This window comes from Corallococcus sp. bb12-1, from assembly GCF_026626765.1.
Lineage (GTDB): Bacteria > Myxococcota > Myxococcia > Myxococcales > Myxococcaceae > Corallococcus > Corallococcus terminator.
Genome location: NZ_JAPNJZ010000027.1, coordinates 241810 through 260563, shown reverse-complemented (window position 1 = coordinate 260563; position 18754 = coordinate 241810). Strand labels below are relative to the sequence as shown.

17 protein-coding genes are annotated in these 18754 nt (G+C 70.6%); 13 read left to right on the top strand and 4 right to left on the bottom strand.

Annotated features, from left to right (window positions below):
• Positions 1-6: 6 nt before the first annotated feature.
• From OV208_RS32090 to OV208_RS32080, 3 genes are all read right to left on the bottom strand, one after another.
• Positions 7-1524, bottom strand: coding sequence for an Hsp70 family protein (locus OV208_RS32090; protein ID WP_267577732.1), 1518 nt, complete (start codon positions 1522-1524; stop codon positions 7-9).
• Between the two features lie 78 nt (positions 1525-1602).
• Positions 1603-1986 (bottom strand): GIY-YIG nuclease family protein, encoded by a 384-nt coding sequence (locus tag OV208_RS32085; RefSeq protein WP_267577731.1) that lies wholly within the window; start codon positions 1984-1986, stop codon positions 1603-1605.
• On the bottom strand, positions 1973-2548 hold the full coding sequence (locus OV208_RS32080) for a hypothetical protein (RefSeq protein WP_267577730.1): 576 nt from the start codon (positions 2546-2548) through the stop codon (positions 1973-1975). The genes OV208_RS32085 and OV208_RS32080 overlap by 14 nt, the downstream gene beginning before the upstream one ends.
• Before the next feature lie 500 nt (positions 2549-3048).
• On the opposite strand from OV208_RS32080, the gene OV208_RS32075 reads away from it, so the two are divergent.
• Positions 3049-3555 carry a hypothetical protein gene (locus tag OV208_RS32075; RefSeq protein ID WP_267577729.1) on the top strand — a complete coding sequence of 169 codons (507 nt, stop codon included), beginning with the start codon at positions 3049-3051 and terminating at the stop codon, positions 3553-3555.
• 187 nt (positions 3556-3742) lie between these two features.
• On the opposite strand, the gene OV208_RS32070 is transcribed toward OV208_RS32075, so the two are convergent.
• Positions 3743-5194, bottom strand: coding sequence for a sigma-54-dependent transcriptional regulator (locus OV208_RS32070; protein WP_267577728.1), 1452 nt, complete (start codon positions 5192-5194; stop codon positions 3743-3745).
• Positions 5195-5371: 177 nt separating this feature from the next.
• Between OV208_RS32070 and OV208_RS32065 the strand changes: the two genes are divergently transcribed.
• From OV208_RS32065 to rpmE, 12 genes are all read left to right on the top strand, one after another.
• Entirely contained in the window at positions 5372-6121 is a 750-nt protein-coding gene (locus OV208_RS32065; RefSeq protein ID WP_324291438.1) for an OmpA family protein, read from the top strand.
• A gap of 24 nt (positions 6122-6145) precedes the next feature.
• Positions 6146-6580 carry a chemotaxis protein CheW gene (locus tag OV208_RS32060; RefSeq protein WP_120545466.1) on the top strand — a complete coding sequence of 145 codons (435 nt, stop codon included), beginning with the start codon at positions 6146-6148 and terminating at the stop codon, positions 6578-6580.
• 4 nt (positions 6581-6584) lie between these two features.
• Positions 6585-6953 carry a protein CrdC gene (locus OV208_RS32055; RefSeq protein ID WP_267577726.1) on the top strand — a complete coding sequence of 123 codons (369 nt, stop codon included), beginning with the start codon at positions 6585-6587 and terminating at the stop codon, positions 6951-6953.
• Positions 6950-8749 carry a methyl-accepting chemotaxis protein gene (locus OV208_RS32050; RefSeq protein ID WP_267577725.1) on the top strand — a complete coding sequence of 600 codons (1800 nt, stop codon included), beginning with the start codon at positions 6950-6952 and terminating at the stop codon, positions 8747-8749. The genes OV208_RS32055 and OV208_RS32050 overlap by 4 nt, the downstream gene beginning before the upstream one ends.
• A 7-nt stretch (positions 8750-8756) precedes the next feature.
• Positions 8757-10577, top strand: coding sequence for a methyl-accepting chemotaxis protein (locus OV208_RS32045; protein ID WP_267577724.1), 1821 nt, complete (start codon positions 8757-8759; stop codon positions 10575-10577).
• Complete coding sequence (locus tag OV208_RS32040) at positions 10574-13321, top strand: response regulator (protein WP_267577723.1); 2748 nt, start codon at positions 10574-10576, stop codon at positions 13319-13321. The genes OV208_RS32045 and OV208_RS32040 overlap by 4 nt, the downstream gene beginning before the upstream one ends.
• 71 nt (positions 13322-13392) lie before the next feature.
• Positions 13393-14448 carry a chemotaxis-specific protein-glutamate methyltransferase CheB gene (gene cheB, locus OV208_RS32035; protein ID WP_120541020.1) on the top strand — a complete coding sequence of 352 codons (1056 nt, stop codon included), beginning with the start codon at positions 13393-13395 and terminating at the stop codon, positions 14446-14448.
• 9 nt (positions 14449-14457) lie between these two features.
• Positions 14458-16101: a CheR family methyltransferase gene (locus OV208_RS32030; protein WP_324291434.1), complete on the top strand. Its 1644-nt coding sequence runs from the start codon at positions 14458-14460 to the stop codon at positions 16099-16101.
• 89 nt (positions 16102-16190) lie between these two features.
• Complete coding sequence (locus tag OV208_RS32025) at positions 16191-17054, top strand: tetratricopeptide repeat protein (RefSeq protein ID WP_267577722.1); 864 nt, start codon at positions 16191-16193, stop codon at positions 17052-17054.
• A complete protein-coding gene (locus OV208_RS32020) occupies positions 17054-17179 on the top strand; it encodes a hypothetical protein (protein WP_267577721.1) in 126 nt (41 codons plus the stop codon). Before OV208_RS32025 ends, OV208_RS32020 begins: the two co-directional genes overlap by 1 nt.
• A 72-nt stretch (positions 17180-17251) precedes the next feature.
• Entirely contained in the window at positions 17252-18199 is a 948-nt protein-coding gene (locus tag OV208_RS32015; RefSeq protein WP_267578052.1) for a 5'-nucleotidase, read from the top strand.
• A 231-nt stretch (positions 18200-18430) separates the two neighbouring features.
• Positions 18431-18688 carry a 50S ribosomal protein L31 gene (gene rpmE / locus OV208_RS32010; RefSeq protein WP_267577720.1) on the top strand — a complete coding sequence of 86 codons (258 nt, stop codon included), beginning with the start codon at positions 18431-18433 and terminating at the stop codon, positions 18686-18688.
• Positions 18689-18754: the final 66 nt, after the last annotated feature.

Here is an 18754-nt window from a genome sequence, read left to right as displayed (position 1 = left end):
GCTGCGTCAGAGTCGCAGGGGCGCGTTCGGGTCGGTGATGGTCAGCGGCTGACGCTGGCCATCCGGCGCGACGAGGCTGGCGGCGAGGGAGAAGTCCGGCGCCATGCGCAGCTCCAGCGTGGTGGGCCCGGGGTGGGCCACGCGCCAGTCCGGCTCGATGCGCACGGTGCCCAGCAGCTCTCGCTCCACGGTGGTGCGGTCCAGCGCCTCGAAGAGGGCCACGGGTACGGGGCCGGCCCACTGCGGCAGCTCCAGCACCACGGAGCGCGTGCCGGGCACGGGGGTGTTGGCGGGGAGAACCTCGTGCTGGGCGCCGCCGGGCACCATGGCGCCAATGGGCATGGGCACCACGTCCGACAGGCCGCTGATGCCACGCGCCAGGTTGCGTCCCAGGATGGCCGCGCCCACGGCCACGCCCAGCTCCGGGTGGACCTCCTTGTCGGACGACAGCTTGCGGAAGTGGCCCAGGCGCTTGCGGATGGCGGGCATGCGCGTCTGGCCGCCCACCATCACCAATTCGTCGATGGAGTCCGCCTTCATGCCCGCCTTCTCCAGCACGTCGTCGCACGCGGCGGCGGTGCGTTCAATGAGCTGGAAGACGATGGACTCCACCTGCTCGCGGGTGAGCGTGTAGTTGAAGTCCACGAAGGCGCCGTCCTTCTGGGTGATGCACGGCACGCGCAGCGGGACGGACGTGGCGTTGCTCAGCGCCATCTTCGCGGATTCGGCGGCGAAGACGAGCCGCTGCATGACGACCTTGTTGTCGCGCAGGTCGATGCCGTGCTTCTTCCGGAAGTCGTCCACGAGCGCTTCGACAATCGCCTCGTCGAAGTTGGCGCCGCCCAGGAACGCGTCGCCGCCGGTGGCCAGCACCTTCACCACGCGGTTGTGCACCGCCATGAGGGTGACGTCGAAGGTGCCGCCGCCCAGGTCGAACACCATCACCGTCTGCTCGGGGTTGCGCAGGTTGGCGTAGTAGAGCGCCGCGGCGGTGGGCTCGTTGACGATGGCGCGCACGCGCAGGCCGGCCTTCTCCGCGGCGTGGCGGATGGCTTCGCGCTGGCGGATGTTGGCGTGCGCCGGGACGGTGAGCACGCACTCCTCGAAGCGAGCGCCGGCCGCGTGCGTGGCCAGCGTGTTGATGTGCTTGAGGATGAAGTGCGCCACGTCGATGAGCGGCGTCACCTTGCCGTACACCTCCACGGCGGTGTAGCCGTCCGGGCCCTCCACCAGTTCGAAGGCGAAGCGGCCCCGGTGGCGCGCCACGTATTCGGACTGGAAGCGGCGGCCCAGGAAGCGCTTGGCGCCGAAGATGGTGTGGCGCGGATCATCGATGATCTGCCGCCGGGCCGCGGGGCCGACGATGGCCTTGTCGCCCGCGTGGAACCACGCGATGGAGGGCAGCGTGAGGCTCTTCTCCGCGATGGGCACCACCCGCAGCTTTCCTGCCTTGTCGAAGAAGGCCGCCGCGGTGTTGGTGGTCCCGAAGTCGATGCCGAGGATGGGGGCGGCGCTCGTGCTCATGAGGTCCGCCCATCCTCGCACGTCCTGGCGCGTCGAGGCACCACCCCCACCGGGATGTAGGCTTGGGTCCCGCGGCGCTCAGGGCCTGGGCGGCGTGTTGTAGCCGGCGTCGCCGTAGGGCTTCAGGCGCTCCAGCCACATCTCCTCCAGCACCTTCAATTCCTCCACGGGCGGGGTGGGGCCGGGCTCGTCCAGGGGCTTGAGCTGGTCCAACACCTCGAAGGAGAAGGCCGCTTCGCCAAGCCGTTCCCAATCCGCCTGGAGTTCGGGGACGCGGTGCATGCGCTGGGCGAACTCGAAGCGAATGCGATTGAACATCGCGGGCAGGTTGAGGCTGTGGCCCACGAACACCTTGCCATTGACGAGGTTGCGGATGGCGTAGATGCCCATGGGGGCCACGGCTTCCTTGTAGGCGCGCTTGCGTTCGGCGCGGGATGCGCGCGAGTCATCAACCGGCGACATGCTGGCCTCCGTATCCGAGCGCCACGAGCTTCGCTTCCAGCCGGGCCTTCGCGGCGGGGTCGCGGGGGCGCACCCAGTCGTGGCCCATCCGTTCCCAGTCCGGATCCTTCACGTCGATGCCCAACGCGCGCAGGAAGCCGGCCTCGCAGACGAAGTACTGGCTGCGGAAGGGGAAGAGGAAGCCGCCCTGCGCCAAGAGGGACGCCGCCGCTTCCTCGTACGTGGCGCACCAGCGATTGAGGAAGACTCCCTGGTTCTTCTGGAAGAACACGCGCGTGTCCAACCCCGGCGCGGGCACGGCCTCCAGGGCCTGCTTCAACTGCGTCCAGGTGGCATGGCCTGCTTCCCGGGCGATGACGGTGAGCCCGTGCTTGTGCTTCACGGTGTCGCGGCGCGAGAGGACCTCGCCCAGGGACAGGCCGGCGAAGAAGGGCAGGGCGCGCATGCGCTCGGCTGCGCGCAGGGAGCGGGTGGTGTCGGGAGAGTCCAGGTCCTTGAGCAGGAGCGATGCCCGGACCTTGCATTCATGAAGCGTGAGCGTGGCGGTGCTGCCGGTTCCCATGACGATTCCTTCGGTGGCGGCCCTCACCCGCTGGTGGACCGTGGAAGGACTTCATCGGGAGCATGTCGGCTGCGGGTGAAGCGAGGGTGACGTCGTCTTTTCGGGCACAGGCGCCCCTCAGCGCCCTGCGGACCAATAGACCAGACGCCGCGCATGGACGTCAATGCGTTCCCGGGCACCCGACCGGACGGGGGGGGCTCGGGCCCCGTGAGGAGCTCATGCCCGGTGTGTCATGTCGACCCGCACCGGAGTCCTCCAGCAGCCTGCTGGCTGCTGAGCGCAGCCCGGGTTGCCATTGGAAACCCTGGCACCTTCACCTTGCCTGTTGCCGCCAATGTCACAAACGAAGGTGAAGTGTGACATTTCTTGTCATTCCTGGCGAAAGCCGCATTCGCGGCTTTAAGTACGAAGCCGGTGGCATGCCTCATGCTTGATGCGTGGGCTCACTTCCCGGTCTGCCCTGTGAACAGGGCTTCACCGGCTATCTGAAGGAAATACAGATGAAGAAGTCCCTCGGAATCTTTGTGGGCGCCTGCCTCGTTGCTGGTTTCGCCGCGACTGTTCATGCAGCCGTCAATGGGGCGATCCCAGGGGCGGGGGGAGGGGTCGTCACCATCTACGGTGGTGGGACCAGCACCAATCCCAACCCGATCTTCTACGGCAACTGTATGGCCTATCTGCAGTTGTGGCCCGTCGTCGTGACTACTCAAACGCTACCGATCAACTGGATGACGGTGGCCGCGTCCTCTCCTGGCGCGTGCAGCGCGCTCGTCAACTCCTACGTCAACGACCCCAATACAAACTGGCTGGTCAACACGAACCTCCCCCAATGCGCCTGCATCTCGCAGAGCATGGGTCGGGCTATCGATCTCGGCGCTGGCACCGTCTCCTGGACGCAGGAGCAGGAGATGTCCTTGAACGCCGAGTTGCTCCAGTTGAAGGAGGAGTACCGCGTTGATGAGTACCATGAGCGAGTTGAGCAGCTCGTGGAGGAGCGGATCCAGTAGTCCTGCTGCTTCCGCAATCCCATTCCATGACGGCCTCCCGGTGTAGCGCCGGGAGGCTTCGTGCCTGGAGCACAGCCAGGCGCTGGTGCCGGACGGATGGGGCTGGCGCGGCGCGAGGCCCACGCTCCACCGGGAAGGCTCGCTTCTGTCAGAGGATGAAGGGAGTCAGGAACCGCAATGCAGGCACCTACGAGTCGGACTGTCCGCGCCGCAGGCCCAGGGCCTTCATCTTCTTGTAGAAGTGACCCCGCTCCAGATCGAGGATCCGCGCCGCTTCCGTCACGTTGTCATGCGTGTGGGCGAGCACGTGCTGGATGATCTCCCGCTCCGCGTCCTCCACCTGCTCACGGAATGTCTGATCCACGCGAGGCCGCCAGCCAACGGGGCCTGAGGTCACGGGCGCGGTGGCGACGGCCGCCACCGGAGCCAGGGGCGCGTCTCCACCCACGGTGGCCGCGGGCATCGGGGGCAGGGGCCGGCCCCGGGGCAGCAATTCCAGCGCGTCCGTGCGCGAGACGACCGGGCCTTCACACAGGATGGCCAGCCGCTCCACCAGGTTGCGCAATTCGCGCACGTTGCCCGGGTAGTCGTAGGCGCTCATCACCGCGAGTGCGTCCGGCGACAGCATCAGCGGCCGGCGGCCGTTCTTCGCGCACGCCTCGCTCAGGAAGGTGTTGATGAGGTCCGGCAGGTCCTCCGCCCGCTCGCGCAGCGGGGGCGAATGAATCTGCACCACGTTGATGCGGTAGTAGAGGTCCTCGCGGAACCGCCCGGCGGCGATCTCCTTCTCCAGGTTCTTGTTCGTCGCCGCGAACACGCGCACGTCCACCTTGAGCGTCTCCGCGCCGCCCACGCGCTCCAGCTCCCCCTCCTGGAGCACGCGCAAGAGCTTCGACTGCATCGCGGGCGGCATGTCGCCGATCTCATCCAGGAAGAGGGTGCCCTCGTGCGCCAGCTCGAACTTGCCGCGCCGCACGCTCACCGCGCCGGTGAAGGCGCCCTTCTCATGGCCGAACAGCTCACTCTCGATGAGATCGTGCGGCACCGCCGCGCAGTTGAGCTTCACGAACGGCCCGCCCTTGCGCTTGGAGTGCTGATGCAGCGCTCTCGCGATGAGCTCCTTGCCGGTGCCGTTCTCTCCGGTGATGAGGACGCGGCCCTCGCTGGGCGCCGCGCGCTGGATGAGGGAGAAGATGCGCTGCATGGCCGGACCGCCGCCCACCATGTCGAAGCGGCCCAGCTGCGCGCGCAGCTCCTGCAACTCCTCCATCGCCGCCTGGTGCGTGAGCACGTTGCGCAGCGCCACCAGCAGCTTGTCCCGCGCCAGGGGCTTCTCCAGGAAGTCCCGCGCCCCCAGCTGCGTCGCCTTCACCGCCGTGTCGATGGTGCCGTGGCCCGACATCATGATGACGGGCAGCTCCGGCTTGAGCTCCGTGAGCCGCGCCAGCACCGTGAGGCCGTCCATGTCCGGCATCTTCACGTCCATGAGCACCGCGTCCACCGGGCGCGCGCTCACCACGTCCAGCGCCACCTGACCGCTGCTGGCCAGCTCCGTGCGGTAGCCAGCCAGTTGGAGCGACTGGCTCAGGGTCAGGAGGATGTTCTTTTCGTCATCGACGATGAGGACGGCGGCGGGCATGGGCAAACCGGTCACACTCTCACGGAAATAATCGGGGCATCAAGCGACTCGTTCGGCCCCGAAGGACGAGTCCAGGACAAATCTTTTGACTCACGCCGGGGTGTGCGACTACACGCGACAGTCTTGACCCGCGAGCTAGCGGGTCTCCTTTTCCCGAGAATGCTGTACGGAGGAATGATGCGTCGGATTTCGCTTTGGGCGGGGTTGGCCCTCGCCGTGGCCGTGCTGACCGGGTGCCCGCCCACCTATCCCAAGTGCAACGACGACGAGGCCTGTAAGGAGAAGGGCGAAGTCTGCGTCCAGGGTCAGTGCCAGGAGTGCGCCACGGACGCCAACTGCCGTGAGGGCTTCACCTGCCAGGCGAACAAGTGCGCCCCCAAGCCCCCTGAGTGCACCACGGACGCGGCCTGTGGCTCCGGCCGCATCTGCGAGGCCGGCAAGTGCGCCGAGGCGCAGTGCAAGGACGACTCCGCGTGCAACGGTGGCAAGTGCCAGGCCGGCCGCTGCCAGGCCCCCAAGGACACCTGCACCGCCGCCACCGACTGCGGTGAGGGTCAGGACTGCCAGGGCGGCCGCTGCGTGACGGCCTCGGCCGACTCCCGCTGCGACTACTCGGCGGTGCGCTTCGGCTTCAACGAGTCCACCCTGGACTCCAGCGCGCAGTCGCGCCTGGGCGACCTGGCCGCCTGCATCAAGGCGAGCACGGGGAAGATCACCCTGGGCGGCCACGCGGACGACCGTGGCACGGAGGAGTACAACCTCCAGCTGTCCAACCGCCGCGCCGCGGCGGTCAAGCGCTACCTGACCGACCTGGGCGTGCCGTCCAACCGTCTGACGACGGTGGGCTACGGCGAGACGCGCCCTGTCGCCAACGCCGCCACCGAGGAAGCGTGGGCGGAGAACCGCCGCGTGGAGTTCCAGCGCTAGTTCTGGGGTAGGCTCTGGCGCGAAATGGCCGCCCTCGAGTCGGAAACGCGTCAGTCCTACCTGGTCTTCGCCTGTGGAAGCAGTTGGTACGCGGTACCCGCGGAAGCCGCGGCGGAGGTGGTCACCTTCCCCGAGCTGACGCGGGTACCGGGTTCCCCGCCCCACCTGCTGGGCGTGTTCGCGCACCGGGGTGAAGTCATCCCCGTCGTGGACATGAGCCTGCTGGTGGGAGGGGTGACCGCCGGTTCCCGTCGAGCGGTGCTCGTGCGCCTGCCCCGGGGAACGCTGGCCCTCACCGCCAGCTCCGTCGCCGGGGTGTCCCCTGTGACGGGCGCGCTGGAGCCCCTGGGTCCCACGGGCGTCCACGTCCACCTGCGCGGCCCCGGCAAGAGCGGCGCGCGCGACGTGGCCGTCATCGACCCCGAAGGCCTCTTCGACCACCTCAGCCAGGGCGGCTAGCGCCATGCCCCGCGCCGCCCGGGTCGAGGGGACGCTCCTGTGCCATGTAGGCCCCCACCGCCTCGCGTTCGAGGCGAACGAGGTGGCCTCCATCGCCGCGCCGGGGGACGCCTGGGTGTCCGCCCGCAGGGCCTTCCGTGAGGCCGCGGGCGCCCAGCGCGTGCTCGTGACACTCACGGGCGAGGCCGTGGGCGTGGACGGCCTGGAGATCGACGCGGAGGTGCTGTCGGTGCTGCCCCCCTCGCCGGTGGTGGCGGGCGCCTCCGGGGGAAGCCTGCGCGGCTTCGTGCTGACGCGCGGGGTGCTGTGGCCGCTGGTGCACCTGGACGGCTTCGAGCGCTACCTGCGCGGCCTGGCCCCGGAGGGCGCATGACGCCGCAGCGCAGGGAGCTGCGGACGCTGGCCCGGTGGACGACGCGCCCCCGCGTGCTGGGCAGTTGCGTGGGCGTGATGCTCGCGCTCCTGCACATCCACCTGTCCCATACGTTGCCGTCGGAGGGCCGGCTTCCGCTGTCCATCCTGGGGCTGTGCGCGCTCGCGTTGTTCCTGGGGCTGGGCGGGGTTCGCGACAGCCGCGCCCTGCGCACGTTGATCGCCCTGGGCGACGGCCGCCTGCCCTCCACGCCCGAACACCTGCGCCGCGCGCTCCAGGAGGTCGCGGCCATGCCCGGCGTCGGCTTCTGGTTCGCGCTGCAGGGCTGGCTGGGCGGAACGGTGCTGGTGGCGGTGTCCTTCCCGCTGCTGGCGCACGTGGCGTGGACCGAAGGGCTGCGCGTGGTGCTGATGGGCCTGTCGCTGGGCCCGCTCAGCTCGATGCTCGTCTACCTCATGCTGGTGCGCCGCGCGCGCGTCACGCTGGAGCGGCTGGTGGCGGAGGGCCTGTCGCCGCTGGAGGTGCTGGCCGCGCTGCCGCCCCGGCGCATGCACATCCGCCGGCGCCTGGTGGTGTTCACCGCCATCGCGGTGCTGAGCCCGTCGCTCTTCATCCTGGACGTGGCCTACACCCGCACGGAGGCGGTGGTGGAGGCGTGGGTGCAGGCCAGGACGCCCCAGGCGCGGGAGGAGATCCTCGTGCGGGCCCGCAAGGGCGAGGGCGCTCCCCTGGGGCTGCTCGCGGGGCTCGTCACGCTGCTGGTGCTGGGCACCGCCGCGCTCGCGGGCACGACGCTGTCGGAGCCCCTGCGCGCCATCACGGAGGACGCGACGCGCATCGCGAGCGGCGAGGTGCGCCCCCCGCGCGTCATCCACGCGGAGGACGAGGTGTGGGCCACCTCCGCGGCCTTCACCCAGATGCAGGTGCAACTGGTGCAGGCGCTCTCACAGTTGCGCAAGGCAGGCATCCAGATCTCCTCCACCACCGAGCAACTGGTGGCCACCAGCACGGAGCAGGAGGTGGGCGCGGATGAGCAGGCCGGGTCGCTCAACGCGACCAGCGCCACCACGGAGGAGCTGGCCCGGTCCGCGCAGCAGATCGCCGACAACGCGGAGTCCGTGTCCGCCATCGCGGAGACGACGTTCAGCGCGGCGCAGTCCGGCCAGCGCGGTGCCACCGCCTTCCTGGGCGCCATGAAGCGCATGAAGCACGACAACGAGGCCATCGCGGACGCGGTGGTGCGCCTCAACAAGCGCGTGCAGCAGATTGGCAAGGTGGTGGAGTTCATCAACGAGATCGCCGACAAGTCGGACCTGCTGGCGCTCAACGCGGAGCTGGAGGGCACCAAGTCGGGCGAGGTGGGGCGGGGCTTCTCGCTGGTGGCCGCGGAGATGCGCAGGCTCGCGGAGAACGTCATCCGCTCCACGAAGGAGATTGAAGGCCTCATCGGGGAGATCCGCGACGCGACGAACGCGGCGGTGATGGCGACGGAGGCGGGCCTGAAGACGACGGAGCTGGGCACGCTGCTGGCGGCGCAGGTGGACGACAGCCTGGGGCTCATCCTGGAGCTGGCGCGGCAGACGTCACACGCGGTGCGGAGCATCTCGCTGGCCACGCAGCAGCAGCAGACGGGCACGGATCAACTGGCGGCGGCGATGGGAGACATCCTGCGCGTCACCGAACAGAACGCGGCGGCGACCAAGCAGATGGTGGCGGCCAACGCGGACCTGTCCACGCTGGCGCATGACCTGCAGCACGTGGTGGAGCGCTTCCACGTCGAAACCGGGGAAGGGTAGGGCGTCCATGTCCGTGCGCATCGGGCCCCGGCGGGCCTTCTTCAGCCGACATCTGGCCTTGCCCGTCCCGCTTGCGAACCTGGTGGGCTCCACGCTGGGGCTGCACTTCGCGTCGCTCGTCATCGGCGGTCCGTTGACGGGCAGCCTGAGCGCGCTCGTGTTCCTGGTGGTGGGGGTGAGCGCGCTGCACATGCTGCTGGGCGTGGGCGTGTCCCTGCGCCGGTTTCCCACGCTGCGGGCCCTGGAGCGTGGGGACGTGCCACCCACGGCGGAACACCTGTCGGAGGCGGTGGGCGAGATGTCGCGCGCTCCCGGCGAGGCGTTCTTCCGCTCGCTGGGCCTGTGGGTGCTGACGACGGGGGTGGTGGCGGTCGTGCTGTGGACGGAGATGGGGCTGACGGGGGCGCTCACCCTGCGGGTCGCGGGGCTGGGGGCGCTGTTCGGTCCGCTCACGTCGCTGCTCGTGTACGGGCTCGTGACGCTCCGGGCGCGCCGGGGCGTGCTGTGGCTGGCGGACCAGGGGCTGACGCACGGGCAGGTCATCGCCGCGCTGCCCCGGCGCTCGCGCATCCGCGCGCGGCTGGTGGCCTTCACCGCCATCTGCGTGGTGACGCCCGCGGTGCTGTGCGCGCAGGTCGTCATGGCGCTGTCGGAGCGCGTCTTCACGAAGCTCCAGCAGGCGGGCAGCCCGGACCTGCAGGGCACGGTCGTGGGCGAGCTGCACGTGGACGCGTTCATGTCCAGCGTGGTGCTGTGCGCGGTGGTGTTCGGGCTGGCGCTCGCGACGGCGTACCTGGGCGGCACGCTGTTGGGCCGGCCGATGCGGGAGCTGTCCGGGGAGGCGCGCCGCATCGCCGCGGGAGACCTGGCGAGCCCTCGGCTCGTGCCCGCGGAGGACGAGGTGTGGGCGGTGTCCGCGGCCTTCACCACGATGCGCACGCACCTGGCGGACGTGCTCGCGCAGTTGCAGCGCGCGGGGGCGCAGATTTCGGCCACCACGGAGGAGATCCTCAGCACCTCCGGGCGCTACGAGGCGGGCGCCGCCGAACAGGCCAGCAGCCTGGATGAGACGAGCGCCACCACGGAGGAGCTGGCGCGTTCGGCGAAGCAGATCGCGGAGAACGCGGGGTCGGTGGCGGAGATCGCCCTACGCACGCTGGCGGCGGCGCAGGGAGGGCAGGGCAGCGCGGAGTCATTCCTGGGCGCCATGTCGCGCATGCGCCAGGACAACCTGGCCATCAGCTCCGCGGTGGCGCGGCTGAACAAGCGCGTGCAGCAGATTGGGAAGATCGTCGAGTTCATCAACGGCGTGGCGGACAAGTCGGACCTGCTGGCGCTCAACGCGGAGCTGGAGGGCACCAAGGCGGGCGAGGTGGGGCGGGGCTTCTCGCTGGTGGCCGCGGAGATGCGGCGGCTGGCGGAGAACGTGCTGGAGTCCACCAAGGAGATTGAAGGGCTCATCGAAGAGGTGCGCGAGGCGAGCGCCGCGGCGGTGGCGGTGACGGGCGGCGGGGTGCGCGCGGTGGAGACGGGCACGGCGCTGGCGGAGGAGGTGTCGGAGTCGCTGCGGCAGATCGTCAGCCTGGCGGGGCGCACGTCGGACGCGGTGCGGAGCATCTCCCGGTCCACGCAGCAGCAGCAGGCGGGCACGGATCAGCTCGCGGACACGATGGCGGACATCCTGCGCATCACCCAGCAGAGCCTCAACGCCACGAAGCAGGTGAGTTCGGCGAACGGGGACCTGTTGGGGCTGGCGCAGGACCTGCGTGGGGTGGTGGAGCGCTTCCAGATCCATCAGGCGACCCTGCGCAAGGAGGAGGGCGGGTGAACCCCAGCGAACGGCTCCTCAAGCAGTTCCGCGACCTGGTCACGGTGCGCCTGGAGCGCATCAACCGCTCCCTCATGGAGCTGGAGGCCGGGGGCAGCCTGGAGGCCGGGCAGCGGGTGCTGCGCGAGCTGCACGGGTTGAAGGGCGAGGCCCGGATGATGGGCTTCGATGAGATCAACACGCTCGTGCACCAGATGGAGGAGCTGGTCCGCTGCGCGGAGCCCCACCGCTACCGGTTGTCGTCGGAGTCCACCGACGCGCTGCTCACCACGGCGGACACGGTGCTCGCGCTGTCCGGTGCGCTCCAGGCGGGAGAGCCTCCGCTGTCGGTGGAGACGTTGGTGGCGACGCTGCAACAGCGGACCACGGTGGAGGCCGCGCGGCCGGTGGTGCCCCGTTCCATGGAGGACGGGGGCTGGGCGGCGGCGGCGAGGGCTCCTGGAGTGGCGCCGAGGGCAGAGGGGACGCAGGGCGCCGCGTCCCACCTGCAGGCGACGACCCGCGCGGAGTCGGGCGGGCCCGTCGTGCCCGCCCACTGGTCGACGGTGGCGCTGCGTTCGGAGTCCGCTCCGGCGCCGAGCATGTCTCCGGTCGCGGCCGCGTCGCACCTGCTCATGACGGCGATCCGCTCGGAGCCGCCTGGGGGACAGACGGCGCTGGGGACTGGGCAGGGCTCCTCGGTAGGCGCGCACCCCGGGGCCTCCGCTTCGGGCACCTCGGTGGGATGGTCTTCGCCGGGTCCGGTTCCGGGGGCTTCGGTGGGCGCGCACCCCGCGAGTTCCTTCGCTGGAGCGTCGGCGGGTTCGCCTCTCGCGGGCCCCGCTCCTGGAGCGTCGGCGGGTTCGCATTTCGTGGGGCATTCCACGGGCGCTTCGGCGGGTTCGTATCTCGTGGGCTCCACGCCTGGAGCGTCGGCGGGTCCTTCCTTCGTGAATCCCGCGGCGGCGCCGCTGCCGGGCACCCGGTTGATCGACACCGCCGCTGGCCCCCGTCCACCCCCGGTTGGTGCGCTGAAGACGGGAGGCGGCGCGGCACGCAACGGTGAGATGCGCGTGGACACGGCGGTGCGCATCGGCGTGGCCAGCCTGGACATGCTCACCAGCGCGGTGACCAACCTGGGGCAGGTGGCGCGGCGCCGCGAACTGGCGAACGCGCGGCGGCTGGCGCTCGTGCGCGAGCTGAGCGAACTGGCCCGCGCGGCGGAGGACCTGGGCCCCGCGGGCGTGGCGCTCGCGGAGCGACTGGGCCGAGCGAAGGAGCTGGCCGCCACCCTGCACCGGGAGGCCAAGCTGCTCGCGAACGCGGAGCTGCGCGACCTGGGCCAGGTGTCCGAAGAGGTCCAGACCCTGCGCATGCTGCCCCTGGCCGTCCTCTTCGAACCCTACCCCCGCATGGTGCGCGACCTCGCGCGGGAGCTGGGCAAGGAGGTGGAGCTGGTCGTGGACGGCGAGGACACCCGCGCGGACCGCTCCGTGGTGGAGGCCCTGCGCGAACCCCTGATGCACCTGGTGCGCAACGCGCTGGACCACGGCCTGGAGACGCGCGTGGACCGCGTCGGCGCCGGCAAGCACCCCCGGGGCTGCCTCACCCTGCGCGCCGCGCGCGAGGGAAGCCGCATCGTGCTGCGGGTGGAGGACGACGGCATGGGCATGGACCCCGCGCTGCTGCGGCGGGTGGCCGTGCGCCGGGGCGTGCTCGACGAGGCCACCGCGAACGCCCTGTCCGACGCCGCCGCGCGCGACCTCATCTTCCTGCCCGGCTTCTCCTCGCGCGAGGTGGTCACCGACCTGTCAGGTCGGGGCGTGGGGCTGGACGCCGTGCGCGCGTCCCTCCAGGCGCTGGGCGGCGACGTGGGCGTGGAGTCCGCGCCCGGCTGGGGCACCATCTTCACCCTGCGCGTGCCGGTGTCCCTCACGGTCGCGCCCCTGCTCTTCATCCAGGTGGGCGACGAAACGCTCGCCCTGGGTGCCGTCCATGTCTCCCGGGCCATCAAGGTGGAAGCCACCGAGGTGGGAGAGGTCGCCGGACGCCCCGTCCTCCGGGCCGAGGGTCGCGTGCTGCCCTTCGCGTCCCTGGCCTCTCTCCTGGGCCACGCCGCCGAGCGCCCCGCCCGCGAGGGCGAGCTGGTGCTGGTGGTGAAGGGCCAGGGCATGGAGGCCGCACTGGCGGTGGATCGCGTGTTGGAGGAACGGGTCCAGGCCATCCTACCGCTGAAGGGCATCCTCGCCCGCTTCACCCACCTCACCGGGGCCACCTCGCTGGCGGATGGGCGGCTGGCCATGGTCCTGTCGGCGGCGACCCTGGCGGCGGGCGTGCATGGAACGGCGCCCCTGCGGCTCGTCCGGCCCCCGCTGCGCACGCCGGAGGTGCGCCGACGCCGCATCCTGGTGGTGGACGACTCACCCCTCACCCGCGAGCTGGTGGCCAACCTGCTGGAGGCGGTGGGGTACGACACGCTCCGGGCGCCGGACGGCGTCGGGGCGCTCGCGCTCCTCGGGGAGGACGGGCCCCCGGTGGAGCTGGTCGTCACCGACCTGGAGATGCCTCGGATGGACGGCGTGGAGCTCACCCGGCGCCTGAAGACCGATCCGGCCCGGAATGCCCTGCCTGTCGTCATCCTCACCACCCGGGGAGGGGAGGCAGACCGGGCGAGGGGGCTGGCGGCCGGAGCGGACGGCTACATCACGAAAGGCGACCTCGTCCGGCAGGACCTGGTGGATGTGGTGGGGCGGCTGTTGGCCTGAAGTCCGCAGCGCACCGGCGATCCACGCGCATTGCTATACTCCCCGCCGCGCGTACGGGGTATGGAACGTCCATGGGCAAGAAAGTGTCGGTGCTGGTGGTCGATGACTCGCTCATCTGCCGACAGCTCATCAGCGCGGCGTTGAGCGACGACCCGGATGTCGAGGTCGTCGGCACCGCGGCGAACGGCGTGGAGGCCGTTGCCCTCACCAAGGAGCTTCGTCCGCACGTCATCACCATGGACGTGGACATGCCCGTCATGGATGGGCTCACGGCCGTGGAGCACATCATGGCCGAGTGCCCCACGCCCATCCTGGTGCTGACGGGCGACCCGCGCTCGCAGGCCCCCGCGCTGACGTACCGCGCGCTGGAGCTGGGGGCGCTGGCGCTGCAGATCAAGCCCTCCATCGACGCGGGCGCGGATGCGTGGAACCTCACCAAGGAGGTGAAGCTCATCTCCTCGGTGCGCGTCATCCGCCACCTGCGCGGTCCCAAGCGCACGCAGGCGGGCACGCCGCACCCCACCGCGGTGCTGCCCGCGGTCTCCATGGGCATCGTGGCGGTGGCGGCGAGCACCGGCGGCCCTCAGGTGCTCTACCGGATGCTGTCGGAGCTGCCGGTGGACTTCCCGGCGCCCATCGTCATCGTCCAGCACATCAACGCGGCCTTCTCGGAGTCGCTGGCCAGCTGGCTCGCCAACACGAGCAAGCTCAAGGTGCGGCTGGCGCAGGACGGCGACGTGCTGGCGCCGGGCCTGGTGCTGGTGGCGCCGCCGGATCAACACACGCTGGTGCCAGTGCGCGGGCGCGTGGCGCTGAAGACGGGCGTGGAGCGCGACGGGCACATGCCCAGCGGCACCATGCTGCTGGAGAGCGTGGCGAAGACGTACGGCCGGCGCGCGGTGGGCGTCGTGCTCACGGGCATGGGCGCGGACGGCGCGGACGGGCTCTTGGCCATCAAGCAGGCCGGAGGGCTTGCGCTGGCGCAGAACGAGGAGTCCTGCGTGGTGTTCGGCATGCCGGGCGCGGCGGTGGAGCGCAAGGCGGTGGATCACCTCATCCACGGCGATGACGTCGCGGCGACGCTGGCGAAGCTGGCGCGCGGAGAGTCCCTGGCCGCGGGGCGCTGAGCCGGAGCCGTGACGTCCTCTTCCGAGCGCTGGGCTCCCGTGCACGCGTTCATCGCGGCGCACACGGGCATGGCGCTGAGCGTGGCCCAGCGGCGTCGGCTGGACGCGCGCCTGGAGTCGCTGGGGCTCGAGGGGACGGCCGCGCAGATGGTGTCCCATCTGCGCTCCATGGTGGGCGCGGCGGAGCTGGCGCGGCTGGTGGGCGCGGTGGCGGTGCACACGTCGGAGGTGTTCCGGGACGAGGTGCAGCTGGCCGCGTTCCGGGAGCACGTGTTGTCGCCCCGGGTGCAGCGCTCGAAGCTGCCGCTGCGGGTGTGGAGCGCGGGGTGCGCGGCGGGCGAGGAGGTGGCCACGCTGCTCGTGATGCTGGCGCAGGAGGGGGCGGACCCCGCCAGCCGGGTGCTGGGCACGGACATCTCCGAGCAGGTGTTGAACCGGGCGCGAGAGTTGAGCTTCCCGGCGGACGCGCTGCGACGGGTTCCGGACGTCACGCGCGCGCGCTACTTCCAGCCCCAGGGGGGACGTCAGCTCCTGGTGGGGTCGCTGCGCACGCAGGCCGGGTTCCGGCGCCACAACCTGATGGAGCTGCCGTATCCGGAGGCGGGGGGAGACGGCGGGTTCGACATCATCTTCTGCCGCAACGTCCTCATCTACTTCACGCCGGAGGCCTTCCAGCGCACGGTGCGCAACCTGAGCGACAGGCTCACGCCCGGAGGCGTGTTGGTGCTGTCGGCCGCGGAGCCCCTGCTCCAGGTTCCGCCCTCGCTGCGGCTGCTGCCCTGTGAGCAGGCGTTCTTCTACGTGCGCGTGGACGAGGCGGAGGTGAATGCCCCCACCTCCCGGCGCGATTCGGGCCGCTCTCCCGCTGTGTTCAGCGAAGGTGCACCGAAGCGCGACTCGGGCCGCTTTGCTTCCGTGTCCAGCGAAGCTGCTTCGAAGCGCGACTCAGGCCGTTTTCCTTCCGTAGCCAGTGAAGGAGTTCCGAAGCGCGACTCGGGCCGCATTCCCGCCGTGCCTGGAGAAGGCACCTCGCCGCGCGACTCGGGCCGTTCCGCCGTGCCTGGAGAAGGCACCTCGCCGCGCGACTCGGGCCGCATTCCCGCCGTGTCCAGCGAAGGTGCCTCGAAGCGCGACTCGGGCCGCATTCCCGCCGTGCCTGAAGAAGGCACCGCGCCGCGCGACGCCGTGCGCGCTGCCCCCGAGTCCACGGCGGCCCCTCCGGCACGCGGCTCCGGCCGTTTCCCCGCCGTGCCTCCCGTCGGAGTGCTCGGACTCGCGTTGGATCCGGAGCTCGACGAGCCCCCTCTGGAGCCCCCATCCGCGGAGGCCCGAGCGTCCACGATGGCGGAGGCGGACTGGATCTTCTCCTGCGTGCTCGACGGGGCCTCCACCGGGGTCTCCGACGCGCAGGCGGAACTCGATCTGCGCCGGTGCCTGGACCTGGACCCGGACCACGTCGCCGCGCGCTACCTCCTGGGCCTGCTCCTGGAGCAGTGCGGCCGACCCGACACCGCGGTGGGGGAGTACCGCCGGGCGCGGGACGCGGTGGACTCCGGACGGGCGCGAGCCGTGCCCTTCTTCCTGAACCTGACCCGGCTCCGGGTGGCCTGTGCCCGGGCCGTGGAGCGCCTGGAGGCGGAGGGGCATCGCTGAAGACGGGGGGCAGGCTGCCTGCCTGGATGGCACGGAGGAGGCAAACAGAAGCGGCGCGCGGACGCCTTTGGACCTAGGATGCCGGCCCCATGCGCAGGCTCGTGCTCTTCGCCCTGTTGACCGCCGCCGTTCCCGGATGTTTCTACCCCGCCGACCGGGGCCGTGCCCTCGAAGCCAAGGTGGACAAGCTCGGGGCGGACAACGCCCGTCTGTCCACGGAGCTGAAGGAGGCGCGCGACCAGCTCGCCGCCACCCAGCCGAAGATCGACGAGAAGGTCGCCCAGGTGACCCAGGCCCTGCAGAGCCTGGACACCGCCGCGCGCCGCAAGGACGCGGACATCGGCGTGCAGTTCCAGAAGACGGTGGAGGACCTGTCGCAGCTGCGCGGCCAGGTGGAGACGTACCTCTACAAGATTGGCGAACTGGAAGCGGCGCTCGGCAAGAACACCGAGGAGACCAACCAGCGCCTCCTCGCGCTCCAGGGCGCGGAAGCGGTGAAGGAAGCCGAAGCCAAGAAGAAGGCCGAGGAGCTCCAGCGCCCCGCGGACAAGAAGGACTTCCTCGCGCTCGCGCAGGACAAGGCCAAGGCGGGCGATGTGCTGATCGCGCGCCAGCTCTACAACGAGTTCGTGAAGAAGTGGCCCAAGGACGCGCTCGTCGGCGAAGCGCACTACGGCCTGGGGGAGACGTACTTCACCGAAGCGAAGTGCCGTGAGGCCCTCTTCGAGTACGGCAAGGTGGTGCAGGACTTCGCCAAGACGGCTTCCGCGCCGGACGCGTACCTGCGCTCCTCCGACTGCTTCCAGAAGCTGAAGATGAAGGAAGAGTCGAAGCTGGCGCTGGAGGAACTCGTGAAGAGCTACCCCAAGTCGGACGCGGCGAAGACGGCGAAGACGAAGCTGGCGGAGCTGGACAAGAAGGCCGCCCCCGCGCCGAAGAAGGCCAAGAAGTGATGAGCCCCCGCCGCCTGGCCGCGCTGGCGCTGCTGCTCCTGCCCCTGGTGGCGGGTGCCGCGCCGAAGAAGCTCGTGCTGCTCTTCACCGGAGACAATGGGGGCGAAATCGCCCCCTGTGGTTGACGACACAACCCGTCTGGCGGTCTGGCCAGACGAAAGACGGTCCTGACCCAGGAGCGCGCCAAGGGCGTGCCGGTGCTCGCGCTGGATGCGGGCAATGCGCTCTTCAAGAGTCTGGCCGACGGCCAGGACCCGACGGCGAAGCTGCGCGCGGGGCTGCTCCTGGAACAGATGGGCGCGCAGGGCTACACGGCCATGGCCGTGGGGCAGCGCGACCTCGTGCTGGGCGTGGACTTCCTGAAGAAGAAGACCCAGGGCACGAAGCTCACGCCGGTGTCCGCGAACCTCGTGGACGCGAAGGGCCAGCGGCTCTTCCCCGCGTCGGTGGTGACGACCGCGGGCGGGCTGAAGGTGGGCATCATCGGCGTCTCTCCCGCGTCGCCGGACCCCAAGGCCCCGACGGGCGGCTCGGACGGCGCCGCGGTCCTGCCCCCGGGTGTCCGGGGCCAGCCCGTGCAGCCGGCGGTGGCCGCCGAGGTGAAGCGCCTGCGCGACACGGCGAAGGTGGACCTGGTGGTGGTGCTGGCGGCGGTGCCCTACGCGGAGGCCGTGAAGCTGGCGCAGGGCGCCGAGGGCGTGGACTTCGTGGTGCAGTCGCACGACGGCCGGGGCGTGGGCATGGCGCAGCGCCAGGGCGTGTCCACGCTGATTCCCCCTGGGGAGCGGGGCCGGCAGGTCGCGAAGCTGGAGGTGTCCGTGGAGGGCACCGGCCCCTTCAGCGACCAGTCCGAAGCCAACCGCGCCCTGGAGAGCCAGCGCATGGTGGAGGCGAACATCACGCGGGTGAAGGAGCGCCTCAAGACGGAGAAGGACGAGGCCTCGCGCCGCTCGCTCCAGGAGACGCTGACCTCTTTCGAGGCCCGACGCGACGCCCTGGGACGCACCGCAGCCGCCACTGCCCCCGTGAAGGTGGGACGCACGTACCTGCTGTCGTACGTCCAACTGGGCGCCGACGTGGCCTCCGACAAGGCCGTGCAGCAGCAGGTGGAGCGCGTCGAACCCCCTGGCTCGGCGGGGCACTGACTCGGGCGGGAGGGCCTCGTGCCCCCACCCAGGGTACGACCTGGGGCCCGTCCCCCCGGAAGCCCCCCGGGCGACCCGGATTCCCGCGTCCGGTTTCCCTCTGGGGACACCCCGGGGACATCACCTGGCCTTGAGAAAGCGCGGCCCGGCCGTTATAAGCCCCGACCCAACTACAACGCTGGACCTCCCATCCGTCAGGGGTGGGGGCAAGGCGCACTGGAGAGAAGCACCATGAAGCCCGACATGCACCCCGTCTACCCGCCCTCTCGCGTCACCTGCGCCTGCGGCAACGTCATCGAGACGAAGTCGACCCGCGGCTCGTTCAGCGTGGAAGTGTGCTCGAACTGCCACCCGTTCTTCACCGGCAAGTACAAGCTGATGGACACGGCGGGCCGCATCGACCGCTTCAAGAAGCGCTACGCGAACAACGCGCCCCTCATCAAGACCAGCGCGCCGGCCGAAGGCGCCGAGCCCGAGAAGAAGGCTTAAAGCCGCTTCCGCTCAAGACATCCGCAGTGCCCACGAGCAGGTCGTGGAGGGCCTCGAAAGACAGAG